At 54.6% G+C, this 17,399-nt stretch carries 11 protein-coding genes; 9 read left to right on the forward strand and 2 right to left on the reverse strand.

All coding sequences use genetic code 11. The features are described 5' to 3' along the window. Positions 1–246 precede the first annotated feature (246 nt). Both SOP97_RS06920 and SOP97_RS06925 read right to left on the reverse strand, forming a co-directional pair. Positions 247–765, reverse strand: coding sequence for a metallophosphoesterase (locus SOP97_RS06920; protein ID WP_322948733.1), 519 nt, complete (start codon positions 763–765; stop codon positions 247–249). A 72-nt stretch (positions 766–837) separates the two neighbouring features. Then, positions 838–1,713 carry a WYL domain-containing protein gene (locus SOP97_RS06925; protein WP_322948734.1) on the reverse strand — a complete coding sequence of 292 codons (876 nt, stop codon included), beginning with the start codon at positions 1,711–1,713 and terminating at the stop codon, positions 838–840. 120 nt (positions 1,714–1,833) lie between these two features. Here SOP97_RS06925 and SOP97_RS06930 point away from each other — a divergent pair, with 120 nt between their 5' ends. From SOP97_RS06930 to SOP97_RS06970, 9 genes are all read left to right on the forward strand, one after another. Further along, complete coding sequence (locus SOP97_RS06930; protein ID WP_322948735.1) at positions 1,834–2,127, forward strand: hypothetical protein; 294 nt, start codon at positions 1,834–1,836, stop codon at positions 2,125–2,127. Positions 2,128–2,594: 467 nt separating this feature from the next. Beyond that, positions 2,595–3,005, forward strand: a complete 411-nt coding sequence (locus SOP97_RS06935; protein ID WP_296125599.1) for a hypothetical protein — start codon at positions 2,595–2,597, stop codon at positions 3,003–3,005. A gap of 219 nt (positions 3,006–3,224) precedes the next feature. Continuing rightward, positions 3,225–5,150, forward strand: a complete 1,926-nt coding sequence (locus SOP97_RS06940; protein WP_322948736.1) for a class I SAM-dependent DNA methyltransferase — start codon at positions 3,225–3,227, stop codon at positions 5,148–5,150. Further along, the gene (locus tag SOP97_RS06945; protein ID WP_322948737.1) at positions 5,140–6,489 is read left to right on the forward strand and encodes a restriction endonuclease subunit S; all 1,350 of its coding nucleotides are present in this window, start codon (positions 5,140–5,142) and stop codon (positions 6,487–6,489) included. Before SOP97_RS06940 ends, SOP97_RS06945 begins: the two co-directional genes overlap by 11 nt. Then, the gene (locus SOP97_RS06950) at positions 6,486–7,733 is read left to right on the forward strand and encodes a PDDEXK-like family protein (protein WP_322948738.1); all 1,248 of its coding nucleotides are present in this window, start codon (positions 6,486–6,488) and stop codon (positions 7,731–7,733) included. Before SOP97_RS06945 ends, SOP97_RS06950 begins: the two co-directional genes overlap by 4 nt. 147 nt (positions 7,734–7,880) lie before the next feature. Beyond that, positions 7,881–8,705, forward strand: a complete 825-nt coding sequence (locus SOP97_RS06955) for a DUF2971 domain-containing protein (protein ID WP_322948739.1) — start codon at positions 7,881–7,883, stop codon at positions 8,703–8,705. Between the two features lie 33 nt (positions 8,706–8,738). Continuing rightward, positions 8,739–9,095: a hypothetical protein gene (locus SOP97_RS06960; protein ID WP_322948740.1), complete on the forward strand. Its 357-nt coding sequence runs from the start codon at positions 8,739–8,741 to the stop codon at positions 9,093–9,095. A 282-nt stretch (positions 9,096–9,377) separates the two neighbouring features. After that, the gene (locus SOP97_RS06965) at positions 9,378–14,156 is read left to right on the forward strand and encodes a DUF3320 domain-containing protein (RefSeq protein ID WP_322948741.1); all 4,779 of its coding nucleotides are present in this window, start codon (positions 9,378–9,380) and stop codon (positions 14,154–14,156) included. A gap of 97 nt (positions 14,157–14,253) precedes the next feature. Beyond that, on the forward strand, positions 14,254–17,355 hold the full coding sequence (locus SOP97_RS06970; RefSeq protein ID WP_322948742.1) for a type I restriction endonuclease subunit R: 3,102 nt from the start codon (positions 14,254–14,256) through the stop codon (positions 17,353–17,355). Positions 17,356–17,399 lie beyond the last annotated feature (44 nt).

The following is a 17,399-nucleotide window of genomic DNA, read 5'->3' on the forward strand; positions in this document are numbered from 1 at the left end:
GATCAAATCACGGGAGCGAAAGCGTAAGGGCGGCCAAGAACCGGAGGACGATGAGCCGTTCTGATTTCATGGCGACGACGGCCTGCTACATGGCTGCGTGTGGCAGGTCTTAAACAACTGAACTGGGCTAGCGAAGGAGTGGGGGCAACAGCAGCTGCGCTGGTAGACTTATCCACAGTTGCTGGTAACAAAATCAGCAATCCGCCCTGGGTCAAATTTCAATCGGCAGGGTGGGTCAATTTTCCATCAGCGCCAACAAGCCCGCCACGCATCTGGTCGTAAACGTACGTTGTCATCTAAATGTGGTTTCAGTGTTTCGATTTTTTGCGGGTGCCAGCAGGCATGAATCACACGCAGTCCATCAAGATCCAGGAACAACGGCAGCGATTTAAACCACTCGATGGTCTGTTGATGTTCGCTGGAGCACTCGCCTATTTGGGTGAGAAATTCTTGGTGCTGAGCGCGATTTTTTTGGGAGTGGCTACGCAAGAATTCGTCCGCTTGAGTCGGGTGTGCAGTGGCCCAGGCAACCGCGTTGAACTCATGATTTCCCATCACCGCCAGCGCGTATCCTGCCTCGACCATGCGACGGGCAATTTGGACGGTTTCGACTTGCTCAGGGCCGCGATCAACGAAGTCCCCAAGGAAAATCACCTTGCGCTCATGATGCTGCCAGATTCTGTTGAGTTCTTGGTAACCCAGCGTCAGTAGAAGGCGCTTGAGTGCCGAGGCATAGCCATGAATGTCTCCGATAATGTCGTACATGCAATTCTTCCTTGGCAAAGTTGGCGGTAGGCGCACTCTAATCAGCCATACGCAACGGGTGAAAGCTAAGCGTCAGTGATAAAGCCACCCCTGCAACTCATCCAAATTCACCACCACAATCTGTTGCGCTGTCGCTTTGGCATGTACCTTGGTCGTGTCGATTTGATAGCGCTGCAGCACGTACTGCACCAGCGCGCCACGGGTCTTGATCACCAGGCGGCCATCCTGCATGCCGTAGTCGGTTTCAATGATGGCTTGCTGCTCGGGTTTTAGGCGTGAGTCTGGCTCGATCAGCACGCTCACAAGGCTGTTCCAGCCATCGTCTTCGTCGCGGCCATTTTCTGAAGCATCGTCCATCAACTCCGGCACACCACGGAAGCGGCTGAGCACGAAGTCGCGGTAATCCCTGTTCTTCTCGCAATACGCACGCACATGCCAGCGCATGCCGGTGTAGATCAGCGTATGCGGAGCGATTAGCCGAGTTTCGGCGTCCGGTGTGGTGAAGGACACATACTCACATTCCAGGCGCAGGCCTTCGCGGCAGGCGCGTAGAAGAGGGCGCAGCAACTCTGGGCGCACCGTGCGATCAGGCACCTGCAGCACTTCGGTATGCGCATAGGCCAATGCCAGGCCGTCCACATGCGGGGCGCGGTCATGGTTTTGGTTGAGTAGGTGCAAATAGGCGCTGGCACTGTCGTCGATGAAGAGCGGCTTGAACTGCTTGCTCGGCACATACCCCTTCAAATGCTTGTCATATTCCAGGTTCTTCGGCGCATGCTCGTTGATGTAAGTGTTGATGTCTTTTGACGCCTGCTGGCGGCTGATACCGAAGCTCTGCATAAGGTGGTTCGTGGTCAGTCGGCCTTCCCACCACACCACGGTTTCGATCAGGCGGTAACGCAGCGCCAGGTCCCAGCGCACCGATTCGATTTCTTGCTTGCGTTTCATAGCCACTCCATCTGCTTGAAAACTTTACCTGTACGAGTAAACACTCTAGATGTGTCTGCTAAAGCTACATATCTTGGAGGCGTCGTTCAAGCGACGTCGCTGTTTGAGGCAGAGGTGCACATGGAAGGCATACAGTTAGGCTGGGTGCTGTTTCTCGTAGGCTCAGTTGTATTCTTAATGATGGGCTTGCTGCTTTTGTTATTGCTGGTGCGCGACCAGCATTTGCAAGGACTGCTACAGCTCCAATGCCAACTGAGTGAAAAGTTGGGCCAGCATCGCAAGCGTTTGGAGCATGAAAAATTCGAATTACAGGCAGCATTGCGCGCCGAGCGCGCACATGTGCAGCAACTGCGTAGGAAGGTTCAGCTGCTTGAGTATTTGGTCTGCGAGCAACCTGAGTGCCAAGGAGGCTGAGAGGCTCTATTTAAATCGTTGCCGCCCAATAGCGGACATTACAGCGTAGTGTGCGTAATTCTTGTCAAATCCGTTGCTGTACCTTTACCGCTGTCAGCAGTGTGGATAATGTGACGGCCATCGCACCACAATAACGCTTTAAGCACCAAGGACGGTCCCGCCTGATTGCTGGTCTCAAACCCAGCCCTTCTTGGTCCACCGCCCCCGAAATAACGCCTACAGGCGTCCGTGTGTTTAATTAAAAATGCAGCAAGTACTAGCCGTGCACTTCACCGCTGGCCAGGTTCAGTCATGAGTTGAGTGGGGCTGTTATAGGAAAATGGGCGCGTAGAAGCCCGTTCAGTTTGGCTTCAGCGTCATCAAGGATTGAATGGGCAACCAGGTTGCCCGTTCAAATGGCCGAGAGGCCGATAGTTCTAGCTTCATACATTTAGTCATGAAGCATGTGATCACCAGGGAGCAGTAGCTTGAAGAAGTTGACGTTATTGGCAGCAGCAGTGGTCTTGCTGTCAGGTTGTACCCAGCGCTATATCGATTTCACGACTATTTCCTCAAAAAACATGGACATGTCGCGCGGTGCAGAATTTGAGCGCGGTACGCAGCGTGTGGTCGGTGAAGACAAGTCGCACATCATTATCTTTATCCCTACAGGGCAGCCCAATGCCAAGGAAGCGCTGGATAAAGCAATTGAGAGTACGCCGGGTGCAGTGGCCCTGCTCGACGGGGTAATTACCCACAAGTTCTGGTGGATCCCTTACATCTACGGGCAAAGCTCAATCGAAGTAGAAGGCACGCCGCTGATCGATCCGCGCCTCAAGCCGGGTTACCGTGCAGCCAATGCCCAGGCAATCCCGTTGAGCAGTAACCAGGCTCAATAAGCCAGGTAAAACAGCGGTTGCAGCGCATGCTGCAGCCGCTTTGCTTAACCCTCCCCAAGGGTTCGATGCTGAGGGGTTGCGGGCAAGCAAGCAGAATTTTCAGGCCGTGCTGGTGGTTTATCGATAGCAACAATATCGGTTGGACTGCAGCGGGCCATAAGACTTTATAGCGGTATGCGTGCGGCCAAAGCTGTTCGCCGTCTGCATTCGGAGTGCTGAATGATCGACCCAACCCTTCTACGCCAGAGCCTATTAGCCGCTGTGCCGATTGATGGCAGCAGCATTGGCAATCAAACGTTGTTTGAGCGGCTTAAAGCGCAGTTGCCGCAGATTAGCGAAGAACAACTCTGGGCTGCCCGCGATGCGCTGATCGAGCAGGGCGTGCTGGTCAAAGGCCGTGGTCGCGGTGGTTCGGTGTTGCGTGCGCAGGTGTCGGGCAGCAGCCTGGCGGATCAGGTGTTGAACAAGGCCCGTGAACGTATGGCCCCGGTGAATACCGAAGAAGTCTCTGCCGGTTATGTGGTGCAAGCCGCCGCAGCGGTGAAAAAGGCCAAAGCGCCCAAGCAGCAGGCCACAAGCATTGAGGCAATGGAGAAAACCCTCTGGGCCACCGCCGACAAGCTGCGCGCCAATATGGACGCCGCCGAGTACAAGCACATCGTGCTCGGGCTGATTTTCCTCAAATACATCTCTGACAGCTTCGCCGGCCGCCGCGCCGAGCTGGAGCACAAGCTGCTGGATGAAAACGACGACTACTACCTGGGCGATGATGACCCAGAAGCGCTCAACGCTGAGCTTGAAGACCGCGACTACTACCGCGAAGTGAACGTGTTCTGGGTGCCGGAAGTGGCGCGCTGGGAGTCGATTCGTGCTGCCGCCAAACAGGTGGATATCGGCAAGCGCATCGACGATGCCCTGGCTGCTATCGAGGCAGAAAACCCACGGCTGAAAAACATCCTCGACAAACGCTACGCCCGCGCCCAGTTGCCGGACGGCAAGCTCGGCGAGCTGGTGGACTTGATCTCCACCATCGGCTTTGGTGACGACATCGGTAAAGCCCGCGATCTACTCGGCCAGGTGTATGAATACTTCCTCGGCCAGTTCGCCAGCGCCGAGGGCAAGCGCGGCGGGCAGTTCTACACCCCGGCCAGCATCGTTAAAAGCCTGGTAGCCGTGCTTAACCCGCACCATGGCAAGGTGTATGACCCGTGCTGCGGTTCGGGTGGCATGTTTGTGCAGTCCGAGAAATTTATCGAAGCCCACGGCGGCAAGCTGGGCGATGTGTCCATCTACGGCCAGGAAGCCAACCCCACCACCTGGCGCTTGGCGGCGATGAACCTGGCCATTCGCGGCATCGACTTCAACCTGGGCAAAGAGCCGGCCGACACCTTCGTGCGCAACCAGCACTCAGACCTGCGTGCCGACTTTGTGCTGGCCAACCCGCCGTTCAATATCAGCGACTGGTGGCACGGCAGCCTGGAAGGCGACCCGCGCTGGGTGTATGGCACACCGCCGCAAGGCAACGCCAACTACGCCTGGCTGCAACATATGCTTTACCACCTAAAGCCCAATGGCCGCGCCGGTATCGTGCTGGCCAACGGCTCCATGAGTTCTAGCCAGAACAGTGAAGGCGATATTCGCAAAGCCATGGTTGAGGCCGACGTGGTGGAAGTGATGGTCGCGCTGCCCGGCCAGCTGTTCTTCAACACGCAGATTCCCGCCTGTCTGTGGTTCCTCACCAAACAGAAAACCGCCCGCCCCGGCGAAGTGCTGTTTATCGACGCGCGCAAACTCGGCACCAGCGTGAGCCGCGTGCAGATCGAGCTGACCGATGCCGATATCGAACGCATCGCGCAAACCGTGGCCAACTGGCGCGACGAACCGCTGGATGTGGGCGGTGAGATTGCCGACTACCAGGACATCGCCGGCTTCTGCCGCAGCGTCAAACTGGAGGAAATCGCTGAGCACGGCCATGTGCTGACGCCGGGCCGCTATGTCGGTGCCGAAGAGGTGGAGGACGACGACGAAGCCTTTGCCGAGAAGATGCAGCGGCTGACAAAGCAGCTTGGCGAGCAGATGGAGAAGGGTGCAGAACTCGATCAGTTGATCCGACAGAAGCTAGGGGGGCTGGGGTATGAGTTCTGAGTGGGGAAGTGCTCTAGTTGACGATATGAAGGCGTCCTCTCAAGCGAGCATCGCGATTGGCCCTTTCGGCTCAAGAATGAAGAGTGACTGTTATGTGGCGCAGGGAGTAAAGGTAGTTCGCGGCACAAACATATCCTCGGGTAGAACATTTTCGGGCGATTTTGTATTTGTCACCTCGGAGAAGGCACAGGAGTTAGGTGGCGCAAACCTCAGGCCAAATGACTTGGTTTTCCCTCATCGGGGCTCAATCGGCGAGGTTGGTATTGTTCCGGATGATGGCGAGCAGTATGTGATTTCTTCTAGCTTAATGAAGCTCACGTGCGACCCATTAAAAGCATTCCCACTGTTTATCTATTATTTTTTTAAGTCAGAAAATGGCAGATATGAGCTTCTTAAAAATGCTTCTCAGGTCGGCACCCCCGGCATAGGCCAGCCCCTAGCTTCTCTGAAGTCTATTAGAGTTCCTTTGCCGCCGTTGAATGAACAAAGAAGTATTGCTGCATTTCTTGGCACTCTCGACGACCGCATCATCCTGCTACGCGAAACCAACACCACCCTGGAAGCCATCGCCCAGGCGCTTTTCAAATCCTGGTTCGTCGATTTCGATCCCGTGCGCGCCAAGGCCGAAGGCCGCCAGCCGGAAGGCATGGACGCCACCACCGCCGCCCTGTTCCCCGATAGCTTCGAAGAGTCCGAACTGGGCTTGGTGCCGAAGGGGTGGAAAGCCGGAGTGCTCTCGGACTTGGCTAGTTTCCAGAACGGTTATGCCTTCAAAAGCCAAGACTGGGTTGATACTGGCCATCCGGTAGTAAAGATCGGTGATGTTAAGCCTGGTCTGATCAATTTTTCTGGTTGCTCTCGGGTTGCACCAACCACAGTTGTCGGACTTGAACGCTTCAAGCTTTCCCGTGGTGATTTGTTGGTAGGTATGACTGGTTATGTCGGCGAGACCGGCTTGGTGCCTCAGATTGAGCCAGATGCCTACATCAACCAGCGTGTGGGCCGGCTGGTTACTCGCGCGGGATTGAGTGATATAGGGATGGTTTACTGCGCAGTTCGTGACTCTGCATACAAGGTCTATGCAGAGTCACAGTCCCATGGCAGTGCGCAAGCAAACGTGAGTGGCGCCGCACTGCTTGCCTACCCTCTCGTGATTCCTCGCCCTGATGTCTTGTGCAGCTTTAATCGCATAGTTGAGCCCTTGCTGGAGTCGATTCTGGCCAATCACGAGCAAGCCCAAACCCTTACCCAACTGCGCGACACTCTATTACCCCGCCTAATCTCCGGCCAACTGCGCTTGCCCGACGCAGAGCAGTCTATGAGTGAGGCGCTGACATGAGCACCCCGGCCACCATTATCGATCTGCTCGATGCCGTGCGTATTCGTGCGGCATCCCTGGCCGAAGCCAAACAGCGTTACGCCGCTGAGTTGGCCCCGGACTTTAACCTGGTGGATCACCTGCGCAATAACGAGGTGGCACTGTCGCGCTACCTCGGCCTGTTGCTGGATACAAAAGGCGTGCACGGCCAGGGCGAACTGTTTTTGCGCGGCCTGCTGCAGCGCTTGGGGCAACCCGGTTTTGAGCCGCAGGATCTGCTGCGCGTAGAGCTGGAACAACGCACCCACAGCGGCCGCTTTCTCGATATTTACCTTGAGTTTCGCGGTGGCGTGATCGGCATCGAAAACAAGCCCTGGGCCGCCGACCAGGACAAGCAGCTCGAAGACTACGCGCGCTTTCTGCAGCTGTCGGCCCGAGGTGGGCAGTGGCTGCTGGTATATGCCTGCAACTGGGACCCTTCCGAAGCCAGTTTGAGCGAGGATCAGCGCAAGGCGCTGGAGCAAACCGGCAACTTCTTGCGCCTGGATTTTTTACGGATTGCCGAATGGCTGGATGACAGCGCCTGCCACACCCGCGCCCCTAAAGTGCGGCTGTTTGTAGAAGCCCTCAGCGCCTACGTGCGCCAGCAGGTTAATGGAGAAAGTGACGTGAGCGAGGCCGAACAAATCAAGGCGGTGATCCTGCAAAAGCCGGAACACCTGGAAGCCGCACTCAAAGTGGCGCAGTCCATCGAACAGGTAAAAGCCCAGCTGCTAGCCGAGTTCAAACGCAGCCTGGAAAACGCCCTTGCAGCGCATAGCTTGGGTTTGGCATGGGAAGACCAACCGCTGTCCAGCGGGCTCGCTTGCGCCGGCTTTGGCGTAAAGCTGCACAAGGCGCATCAACTGCAGCTGCGCTTTGAGTTCGGTGCTGCACGGTTAAACGCGCTGGTGTGGGGCATTTGCCGCGACAACGCCAAGATCGAACTGAACCAAACCGACGCCGAGATTGTAGCTGCCGCCATGGATAGCGCCTTTGGCCCCGGCACTAAAAGTTTGCTCGCGTGGCCCTGGATACCCAACGCGGTTATTCGCGCCAGCGTATTGCACGACAACGAACGCAACTGGGCGACGGCTGCAGAGCCCTGGCTGAGCATGCAAGATGACAGCGAGCAGGGCCTGGTGCAGCGCATCGTTCAACTCGCGCTTAAAACCCAGCAAGCGCTGGCGGGTGTGCATGACGCGATGTGTCTGCGTGGGCGTTGACAGGCTTAATATGGACAGCATGGTTGCAGGGTTTCGCGCAGGCGTAGCGTTTGCACCTACCACCACTGCGCAGGCTCGTAATTCCTGCCTGGTTTCCGGCAAGCTGCGCCTGCCTCTTGCTGAAACCCTGATTACGAGATTACAGCTGTGATTTCTTATCTCCACGAAGAACGGATGGCGCGGCTTGAAAAAGCAGTGCCTTTTTATCTTTACCAGCCTGCGCTCAAAGCTCGACTCGACAAGGTATCGAGCAAGGAGATTTGGGTTTCGGACCCTCTCAGATTTAATGATCCCTTGGATCTTCGCTTGACTATAAAAGACCTAAGTTATCGTGGCCCATTTGATGAGGAAAAGTTACGTCAGGCCATAGGCCTGTTAATTAATAATAACCAGGGCGTTTCCCAGCATTGGCTCTATAGCGGCAGTTTGATTAAAAAACTGCAAAATTGGATTGCAGGCGAATGCGATATGCAAGAGTTGGAGCAAGCTATTAGAGAACGGTTTGAGCAGTTCGGCGTAGCCTGCTATTCGTCAGTATGGAATAGTTCCCTTATGTGGTCGCATTACGCCGTTAGTCATGCAGGGTACTGCATTGAATACGCTGTGAATAAAATGGAGTTGGCAATGAATAATCAGGGATTATTTGCCTCCTACGATGTTCACTACTCGTCACTCTTGCCAGAGATTTGTATTTCCGAAGCTCTCTTTTCCCCCCATCAAACACTCGGCAGGATGCTCGCTACTAAAAGTGTCGAGTGGGCTTACGAACGGGAATGGCGACTTGTACATCTGGAGAAGAAAAATACTTTTGTTAAAATTCCTCATGGCATGAAATTATCAGCTTTAATAGCGGGTTTAAAAGCTGATAGCTCACTGCTTTTGAAGCTGAACAAGAAGGCTGAGATGTTTGGTATCCCTGTGTACAAGATAAAGCGAAATCATGGCTATGAGTTGGCTATGGATTTGCTCTAATGTGTAAATTTTATTTTTATTGAGAGGTGATTTATGTATGTAGATGTGGGTGCGCTATTTGATCAGATGTTTGGCCATGAACTATTTAATTTATCAGAGGTTGTCGCTGTTGTTTCTGATAAGGTCAAATGTGCTGATGGAACTGTTTTGGAATTTTTGGAGGACGTTGACGGGCAGATTTGCGAAGGTGATGATATTTTGGTTTTACGTCAGCGTCTGGCACGAAAGGAGTTAGAAGAGGTGCGGGAGTCTATGCGTTGTAAGAATGACTGGAGTTTAGACGACGTATTGACTCAGCAGATTGCTGAGGCTGAAAGGGAAGGTTTTTCAATATCTTACTCGGCTGTTGTAAATGATGAGATTTACCCTCTTTTGGATTTTAAATTTTAATACTATTCATTTTCTGGATAGGTATAGCTTTTCTTTGGCTAGATTTCTGTATGGATCTTTATGGTTGCTTAAATTTTGGCGAATGCCTAGATTTAAGTTTCCATGAGCTGCTAGCTGCAGTTGATAAATTCGCTCTCATGCTTGAGGTGGCCCGGCGCCATTTTTTATGTTGCTTATGAGTGATGTGTGTTTCATCTAGTGCAGTGTCAAATGGTGTTCTGTGTCTAGTCGAGCTATGAGGCTCCATTGGTTTGATTCTTATTTAAGCTGATGAGATTTTAAATGAGTACATTAATAAGCCAGAGGCTACAAAGCAGTCGCAAAGAACTGCTGGATATTGGGCTTCGCAATAGCATGCTGAACTTCCGCAAGACAGCTAAGACCTTGATGGTGGTCGATGAGTTGTCGGAGGAGGTTTTCAACATCCTTTATCGCCAGTACAAGACCATGACCTTTGCGCCAATGTCTGGCAAGAAGTTGGCTGAGTTAGCTAAGACTGCCACACCTGAGGATAGTGAGGCGGAGTCCGCCAGTGATTCTGAGTTGTTGCATGAGCTGGATCATCTGGACTGGTCCAGTAGTGCCGACGAGACTGATAGCGATGAGAGCGGCAAGGCCCGTCGGCATGTAGATACTCGTTTGCAGACAGCCATTGATGACGAGCGTTTGTTTCTTCAGCTGTTGAAAATACATACCGAGGCTAAAGGGTTTATTGAGGAACAAGGTGTCAACACCTTGTTCCTGGCGCTTGGCTTCTTGCATTGGTACGAAGCGGATAGCTCCGAAAACCTGCGCAAGGCACCTTTGCTATTACTGCCGGTTAGCCTTGAACGCAGTAGCGCTAAAGATGCCTTCAAGCTGAAGTACTCCGGTGACGAGCTGATGCCGAACCTGTCGCTGGTTGCCAAACTGAAGACTGATTTTGGTTTGGATCTGGCCTCCTGTGCCTTTGACGAGGACAGCTTTGCGACTGATGAGAGCAGCCTTGGGCGCTTCTACAACGATGTGGCAGATGTAATCAGCAAGCAGAAGCGGTGGAAGGTCGCCAGCAATGAGATTGCGCTGGGCTTCTTTTCCTTTGGCAAGTTCCTGATGTTCAAAGATCTTGATCCGAAGAGTTGGCCGGAAGAGAAGCAACCTGATGCCAATGGCGTGATGAAACGTCTGCTTGGTTCAGGTTTTGGCGATATGCGAGCAGCCTATGCCGAGGATGTGCACATTGACTCGGTGATCAATCCAGGTGATGTGCGCTTTGTGAAGGATGCTGACAGCAGCCAGACAGAAGCCATTCTTGAGGTGCGCGAGGGTTCCAACCTGGTGATTCAAGGGCCACCGGGTACGGGCAAGTCGCAGACAATCACCAATATCATCGCTGAGCTAATCGGCCAGAAGAAAACGGTGCTCTTTGTTGCCGAGAAAATGGCAGCGCTGGAGGTGGTGAAGCGGCGCTTGGATGAATGCCACCTGGGTGATGCTGTACTTGAGCTGCATAGTCATAAATCCACCAAGCAGTCGGTGCTCAAAGAGCTAGGCCGGACGCTGGAGCAGGGCAGACCGCTGACTAAAGTGGGCGAGGATGATCTTGCCAGTTTGAAAGAGCTGCAAGATGGCCTTAACCACTACTGTGAGGCTGTGAGTTCAAGTGCTGGGGCAAGTGGGCTGCCTTTTGTTGAGGTGCTCGGTCGTTACCTGAAACTGAAACGTGTTTATGCCGGATTACCGGTGATTCCTTTTGCACCCATGGCTGCCTGGAGTTATGCCGAGCAGCAAAAGCGGCGCGAGTTAGTTGATGAGCTGGTGCTGCATCTAGAGGAAATGGGACGTCCTGATCGGAGTGTCTTCTGGGGCAGTGAGCGGACGTTTTTTTCGCCTATCGAACAGAGCAGCGCCAATGATGCATTGCAGTTGGCTGCTTCACACCTTTCTGCGTTGCAGTCGGCTGCTGCAGCACTTTCGGACCGGTTAATGCTGACTCAACCGGCCACCTTGGCGGATGTGGATGTGGTATGCCGTGCTGCACGGCGTGCTGCTGAAGCGCCGCGACTGGAAGGGGTACAGCTGTCTACGGGGGAATGGCAGTCAAGGCGTGATGTCATTCGTGAACTGCTGGACGCTGGTGAGCGTATGACAGCTTGCCGCACCAAACATGACAACCAGTTGATCGATGCTGCTTGGGAGCAGGATCTTTTAGAGGTTCGACAGAGCCTGCTGGCTTATGGCGACAAGTGGTGGAAGATCTTCTCGGGCCGCTTCCGGGCAGCTCGTGCGCGGCTCCAAGGGCTTGCTCGTGAGGCATTACCGAAGACCAATGCGAGCATGCTGGAGCTGGTTGACTCGGTATTGACCTATCAGCAGAACAAGAAGGTTTATGACCAGCATGAAGCATTGGGTAGCGCACTTTTCGGTGCCCAATGGCAGCGACAAAAGACAGATTGGGCAGTACTAGAACGGTTGAGTGCTTGGGTCATCAAGCTGCATGACGACCTGGGCAACGGGCAAATTCCGCAGGGCATTATTGCCTTTTTAGCAGGGCACGCCGATGCGAGCGGTTTGGGTGATGCCGTAGCAGGGATCGAGCAGCATGTTCTCGGTTTAGACAAAGCTTTACGAAGCGCGCTTGAAGTAACTGGCATGCAGGGCGAAAACGCTAAGGCTGATGTCAGATCGCTTGGGTTGGCTGCACTGGGTGAACGATTGCAGCAGTGGCAGGGGAATTTGGCTGCGCTCTATCAAATGGCACGATTCAATGTGTTGTCGGAACAGCTTCGCAAGGTCAAGTTGGACGACTTGCTTGAGATTGCTATCAGCAGTGATGAGCCTAATCAGTTGACTGCAATTTTGGATTTCTCTTGGTATTCCGGTCTGGTACAGAGGGTTTACGCCGAGAAACCTGCATTGCAGCAGTTCGACCGGATTAAACACGAGCACCAGATTGCACGGTTCAAATCACTTGATTTGGCCTCGCTGAATCACGCGCAAACGCATTTGGCCAAGCAGGTGTGGGAGGGCATGCCCAATATTAATCAGCCAGGAGAAATGGCTGTTCTGCGGGCTGAGCTGAACAAAAAACGCCGGCATATCCCGATCAGACAACTGATTGAGAAGGCTGGCAGGGCGATTCAACAGATCAAGCCGGTCTTTATGATGAGCCCCATGTCGATTGCGAATTTTCTTCCCCCAGGAAAGGTTGAATTCGACGTTGTGGTATTCGACGAAGCCTCTCAGGTGAAAGCGGTTGATGCTTTCGGCGCAATCATGCGCGGTAAACAGGTGGTTGTGGTCGGTGATACTCGGCAGATGCCCCCTACTGATTTCTTCAGCCGCGATGTGGAGCTTGATGATGAAGATGCTGCGACCGCCGACATCGAAAGCATTCTGAGCATGTTTAAGGCGGCTGGTAGCCAAGAACGCTATCTTCGTTGGCATTACCGGAGCCGCCATGAATCTTTGATTGCAGTCTCCAACGTCGAGTTCTACGACAGCAAACTGGTGGTCTTCCCTTCGGCGGGCCAACATCCGCATGCCAGTGGCGTGAGCTTCGATTATCTGCCTGATGCTCTGTATGACCGGGGTCGCACCCGTACCAACAAAGGTGAGGCCAAGGCCGTTGCACAGGCTGTCATGCAGCACGCTATTCGCACGCCAGAGCTATCGCTGGGGGTCGCGGCATTCAGTGTGGCGCAGCGTGATCTGATTCAGGTCGAGATCGAATTGCTGCGGCGGCAGATGCCTGAAGCTGAGGCGTTTTTCACGTCGCAGGGCAGTGAGCCGTTCTTCGTAAAGAACTTGGAGAACATCCAGGGTGATGAACGAGACAAGATCTTTATCAGTATCGGTTATGGGCGTAATGAGTCCGGGCGGATAGCCAAAGAGTTTGGTCCGTTGAACCGCGAGGGCGGACATCGCCGACTCAATGTTTTGATCACTCGTGCCAAATTGGCGATGCGTGTGTTTTGTAACTTCAGGGCTGACGAGCTTGAGCTCGATGCGGGAGCCAGTCTTGGCGTTCGGGCACTGAAAAACTTCCTCAAATATGCCGAGACGGGTGAGCTTGAAGTCGCTCGGGAAACAGGTAAGGCTGCTGATTCGCCATTTGAATTGGAAGTGATTGAGGCGCTGCGTGAGCGTAACTATGAGGTTGAGCCCCAGGTAGGTACTGCAGGGTATTTTATCGACATTGCAGTTAAAGACCCTGAGTATCCGGGGCGTTATGTACTGGCCATTGAGTGTGATGGCGCTGCCTACCATAGCTCACGATCTGCGCGTGATCGTGACCGTCTTCGCCAGGGTGTTTTAGAGGGGTTGGGCTGGAATTTCCACCGTATCTGGAGCACCGATTGGTTCCGTAATCCGCAGCAGGAAATCACCCGGGCCGTGGCAGCTATTGAGGCGGCGAGGGCCAAGATTGCAGAAGGGCGTTATGCCCTCCCTGAAGTAACTCCAGAACCTAAGCATGAGATTGTTCGAGGCACGTCTGCTATAGAGTCAATGCCTAGTTTGAGCAAACCATACTTCAAAGCCCGCTTGCCTCTAGTTGCATCGTTGACTGAGCTGCATCAAGAGAAACCAGAGCACCTGATGCAAATGGTTAGATCCGTGGTTGAGGCTGAGGCTCCGGTGCATCTCAGCGAAGTCACGCGCAGATTGATGGAAGCTTTTGGTGTGACGCGGGCAGGTTCAAGGATTACCAACGCGGTAGAGGAAGCCGTGCGACTTGGTGTGCGGCACAAGCTGTTTAACGAGCGTGGCGGTTTCTTGTATGGCGCTGACAACCGACCGATCCCTATTCGCAACCGTGCTCATTTGGAGTCGGCTGAGCGAAAATTTGAGTGGGTTGCCCCAGAAGAGTTAGATCAAGCGCTTATGCAAACTGTCATGCTCGGTTTTTCAATGAGCCGCGAAGATGCCATTTCGGGAGCATTAAGTCTTCTCGGTTTTGGGCGTGCTACAGCAAAGGTATCAGGTCAGTTGGAAGAACGAATCAGCAGCCTCACTGCTGAAGGGCGGTTAAAAGAGGTGGCCGGACTTGTCACTGCAGTGGCTGATGCTGCTTGCAAATGAGTTCTCCATTGCGGCGACTGTATCGCGACCAAGTAACTGACAAAGCAGCTAGTAACAGGCCCTTTAGGCTGTCAGGTAAGGTTCAGTAAGGACGAACATGACTGAAGATCAACTGGAGCAAGAAACCCTCGGCTGGCTGGCGGAGGTTGGCTATACCCACCTTTATGGCCCGGACATCGCCTATGACGGTGACAGCCCTGAGCGCGAGCACTATCGGCAGGTGCTGCTGGTTGAGCGTTTGCGTCGCGCCATCACCCGGCTAAACCCGGCCGTGCCCTTGGCTGCGCGTGAGGATGCACTCAAGCAGGTTGTGGATTTAGGGCTGCCCATTCAGCTGTCGGCTAACCGTTTGTTCCACCGCCTGCTGGTCAGCGGTGTGCCGGTTCAGTATCAAAAAGACGGCGAAACCCGTGGCGACTTTGTGCGCTTGATCGACTGGGCCGATGTGCGCGGCAATGAGTGGCTGGCGATCAATCAGTTCAGCATCCAGGGGCCGAAGCATACGCGTAGGCCGGACATCATTTTGTTCGTCAACGGCCTGCCGCTGGTGCTGCTGGAGCTGAAGAATCCGGCGGATGTGAATGCCGATTTGGTGAAGGCGTTCGACCAGATCCAGACCTACAAAGAGCAGATTCCGGACGTCTTTCAGTACAACGAGATTCTAGTGATTGCTGATGGCAGTGAGGCTCGTATGGGCTCGCTATCGGCGGACATTGAGCGTTTCGCCCGTTGGCGCACCATTGATGGCGTAACTGTTGATCCGCTGGGTGAGTTCAACGAACTGGAGACGCTGGTGCGTGGCGTGTTGCAGCCCGCCATGCTGCTGGATTACCTGCGTTACTTCGTACTGTTTGAGGATGACGGTCGGCTGGTCAAAAAGATTGCTGGCTATCACCAGTTTCATGCCGTGCGTGCGGCTATTCAGCAGGTGGTCAGCGCCTCACGTCCAGGCGGTACGCACAAGGGCGGTGTGGTGTGGCACACGCAGGGTTCGGGCAAGAGCATCACCATGACCTGCTTCGCCGCAAGGGTGATGCAGGAAGCTGCGATGGAGAACCCGACCATTGTGGTGATCACCGACCGCAACGATTTGGATGGCCAGTTGTTTGGTGTGTTCTCGCTGTCGCAGGACTTGTTGCGTGAACAGCCGGTGCAAGTGGCGACGCGCGGCGACTTGCGCGAGAAACTGGCCAATCGCCCCAGTGGCGGTATCGTCTTCGCCACCATCCAGAAGTTTATGCCGGGCGAGGATGAAGACACCTTCCCGGTGCTCTCGGATCGCTCAAACATCGTAGTGGTCGCCGATGAGGCCCACCGCACGCAGTACGGTTTTAGTGCATCGCTCAAAGCCCCTGGTCTGCAGGCCGCCGAGGCCAGTGCGCGCTATCAGGTGGGCTACGCCCAGCACCTGCGCGATGCCCTGCCCAATGCCACTTTTGTTGCCTTTACCGGTACGCCAGTCTCCAGCGAAGACCGCGATACCCGTGCGGTGTTCGGTGACTATATCCACGTCTACGACATGCAGCAGGCCAAGGAAGATGGCGCGACCGTGGCCATCTACTACGAGTCGCGGCTAGCCAAGTTGTCGCTGAAGGTTGCGGAGTTGGCGCATATCGACGAAGAGGTCGATGAGCTGGCCGAGGATGAGGAAGAAGACCAGCAGTCACGCCTGAAATCTCGCTGGGCGGCGCTGGAAAAAGTGGTGGGTGCTGAGCCTCGCATTCAGAGTGTGGCGGCGGATTTGGTCAATCACTTTGAAGAGCGCAGCCAGGCGCAAAGCGGCAAGGCCATGATCGTGGCAATGAGTCGCGAGATCTGTGTGCACCTGTACAACGAGATCATCGCGCTGCGGCCTGAGTGGCATGACGAAGACCCGGAGAAGGGCGCGATCAAGATCGTGATGACTGGCAGCGCTTCAGACAAAGCCCTACTGCGCCCACATATCTACCCCAACCAGGTGAAGAAACGCCTGGAGAAACGCTTCAAAGACCCTAAAGATCCGCTGCAGTTGGTGATCGTGCGTGATATGTGGCTGACCGGCTTCGATGCGCCCTGCGTGCACACCCTATATGTCGACAAGCCCATGAAAGGCCACAACCTGATGCAGGCCATCGCCCGGGTAAACCGGGTGTTCAGGGACAAGCAGGGCGGTTTGGTGGTGGACTACATCGGCATCGCCAACGAACTGAAAGCGGCACTCAAGGAGTACACCGCCAGCAAGGGTCGTGGGCGGCCCACCGTGGATGCCCACGAGGCTTACTCCGTGCTGGAGGAAAAGCTCGATGTGCTGCGCAGCCTGCTGCATGGCTTTAACTACAGCGATTACCTAAGCGGCGGGCACAAGCTGCTGGCAGGAGCGGCCAACCACGTTTTAGGCGAAAAAGACGGTAAAAAGCGCTTTGCCGACAATGCCCTGGCTATGAGTAAGGCGTTCACCCTGTGCTGCACCTTGGATGAAGCCAAGGCAGTCCGCGAGGAAGTGGCCTTCTTCCAGGCAATCAAGGTGATGCTGATTAAGCGCGAAGTCAGCGCGCAGAAGAAAACCAATGAAGAGCGCGAGCTTGCCATCCGCCAGATCATCGGCAATGCCGTGGTCTCGGGCGAGGTGGTGGATGTCTTCGCGGCCGTGGGGTTGGATAAACCCAATATCGGCCTGCTGGATGATGACTTCCTCGCCGAAGTGCGCAACCTGCCGGAGAAGAACCTAGCGGTAGAGCTGCTGGAACGGCTGCTGGAAGGTGAGATCAAGAGCAAGTTCGCTAGCAACCTGGCTCAGGAGAAAAAGTTCTCCGAGTTGCTCGACAGCGTTATCAAGCGCTACCAGAACCGATCCATCGAAACGGCTCAGGTCATCGAAGAATTGATCGAGATGGCCAAGAAATTCGCCGCCGCCAGCAAGCGCGGTGATGAACTGGGCCTGAATGATGACGAACTGGCCTTCTACGATGCTTTGGCCAATAACGAAGCGTCGGTGCGTGAGTTGGGCGACGAAACTCTGGCCAAAATTGCCCACGAGCTGACCGGCAGCCTGCGCCAGAACGTCAGCGTCGACTGGAGCAGTCGCGACAGCGTGCGCGCCAAACTACGACTGATGGTTAAGCGTATTCTGCGTAAATACAAATACCCACCCGACCAGCAGGAAGAGGCCGCGCAGCTGGTGCTGGCGCAGGCTGAAACGCTGTGTGAGGTGTGGATGTAAGGCGGGCTCGCTGAGCAGCCTGGTGTGCAGAGCAAAAGAAAAAT

It is taken from the genome of Pseudomonas spirodelae (assembly GCF_034653255.1).
Classification (GTDB): Bacteria; Pseudomonadota; Gammaproteobacteria; order Pseudomonadales; family Pseudomonadaceae; genus Aquipseudomonas; species Aquipseudomonas spirodelae.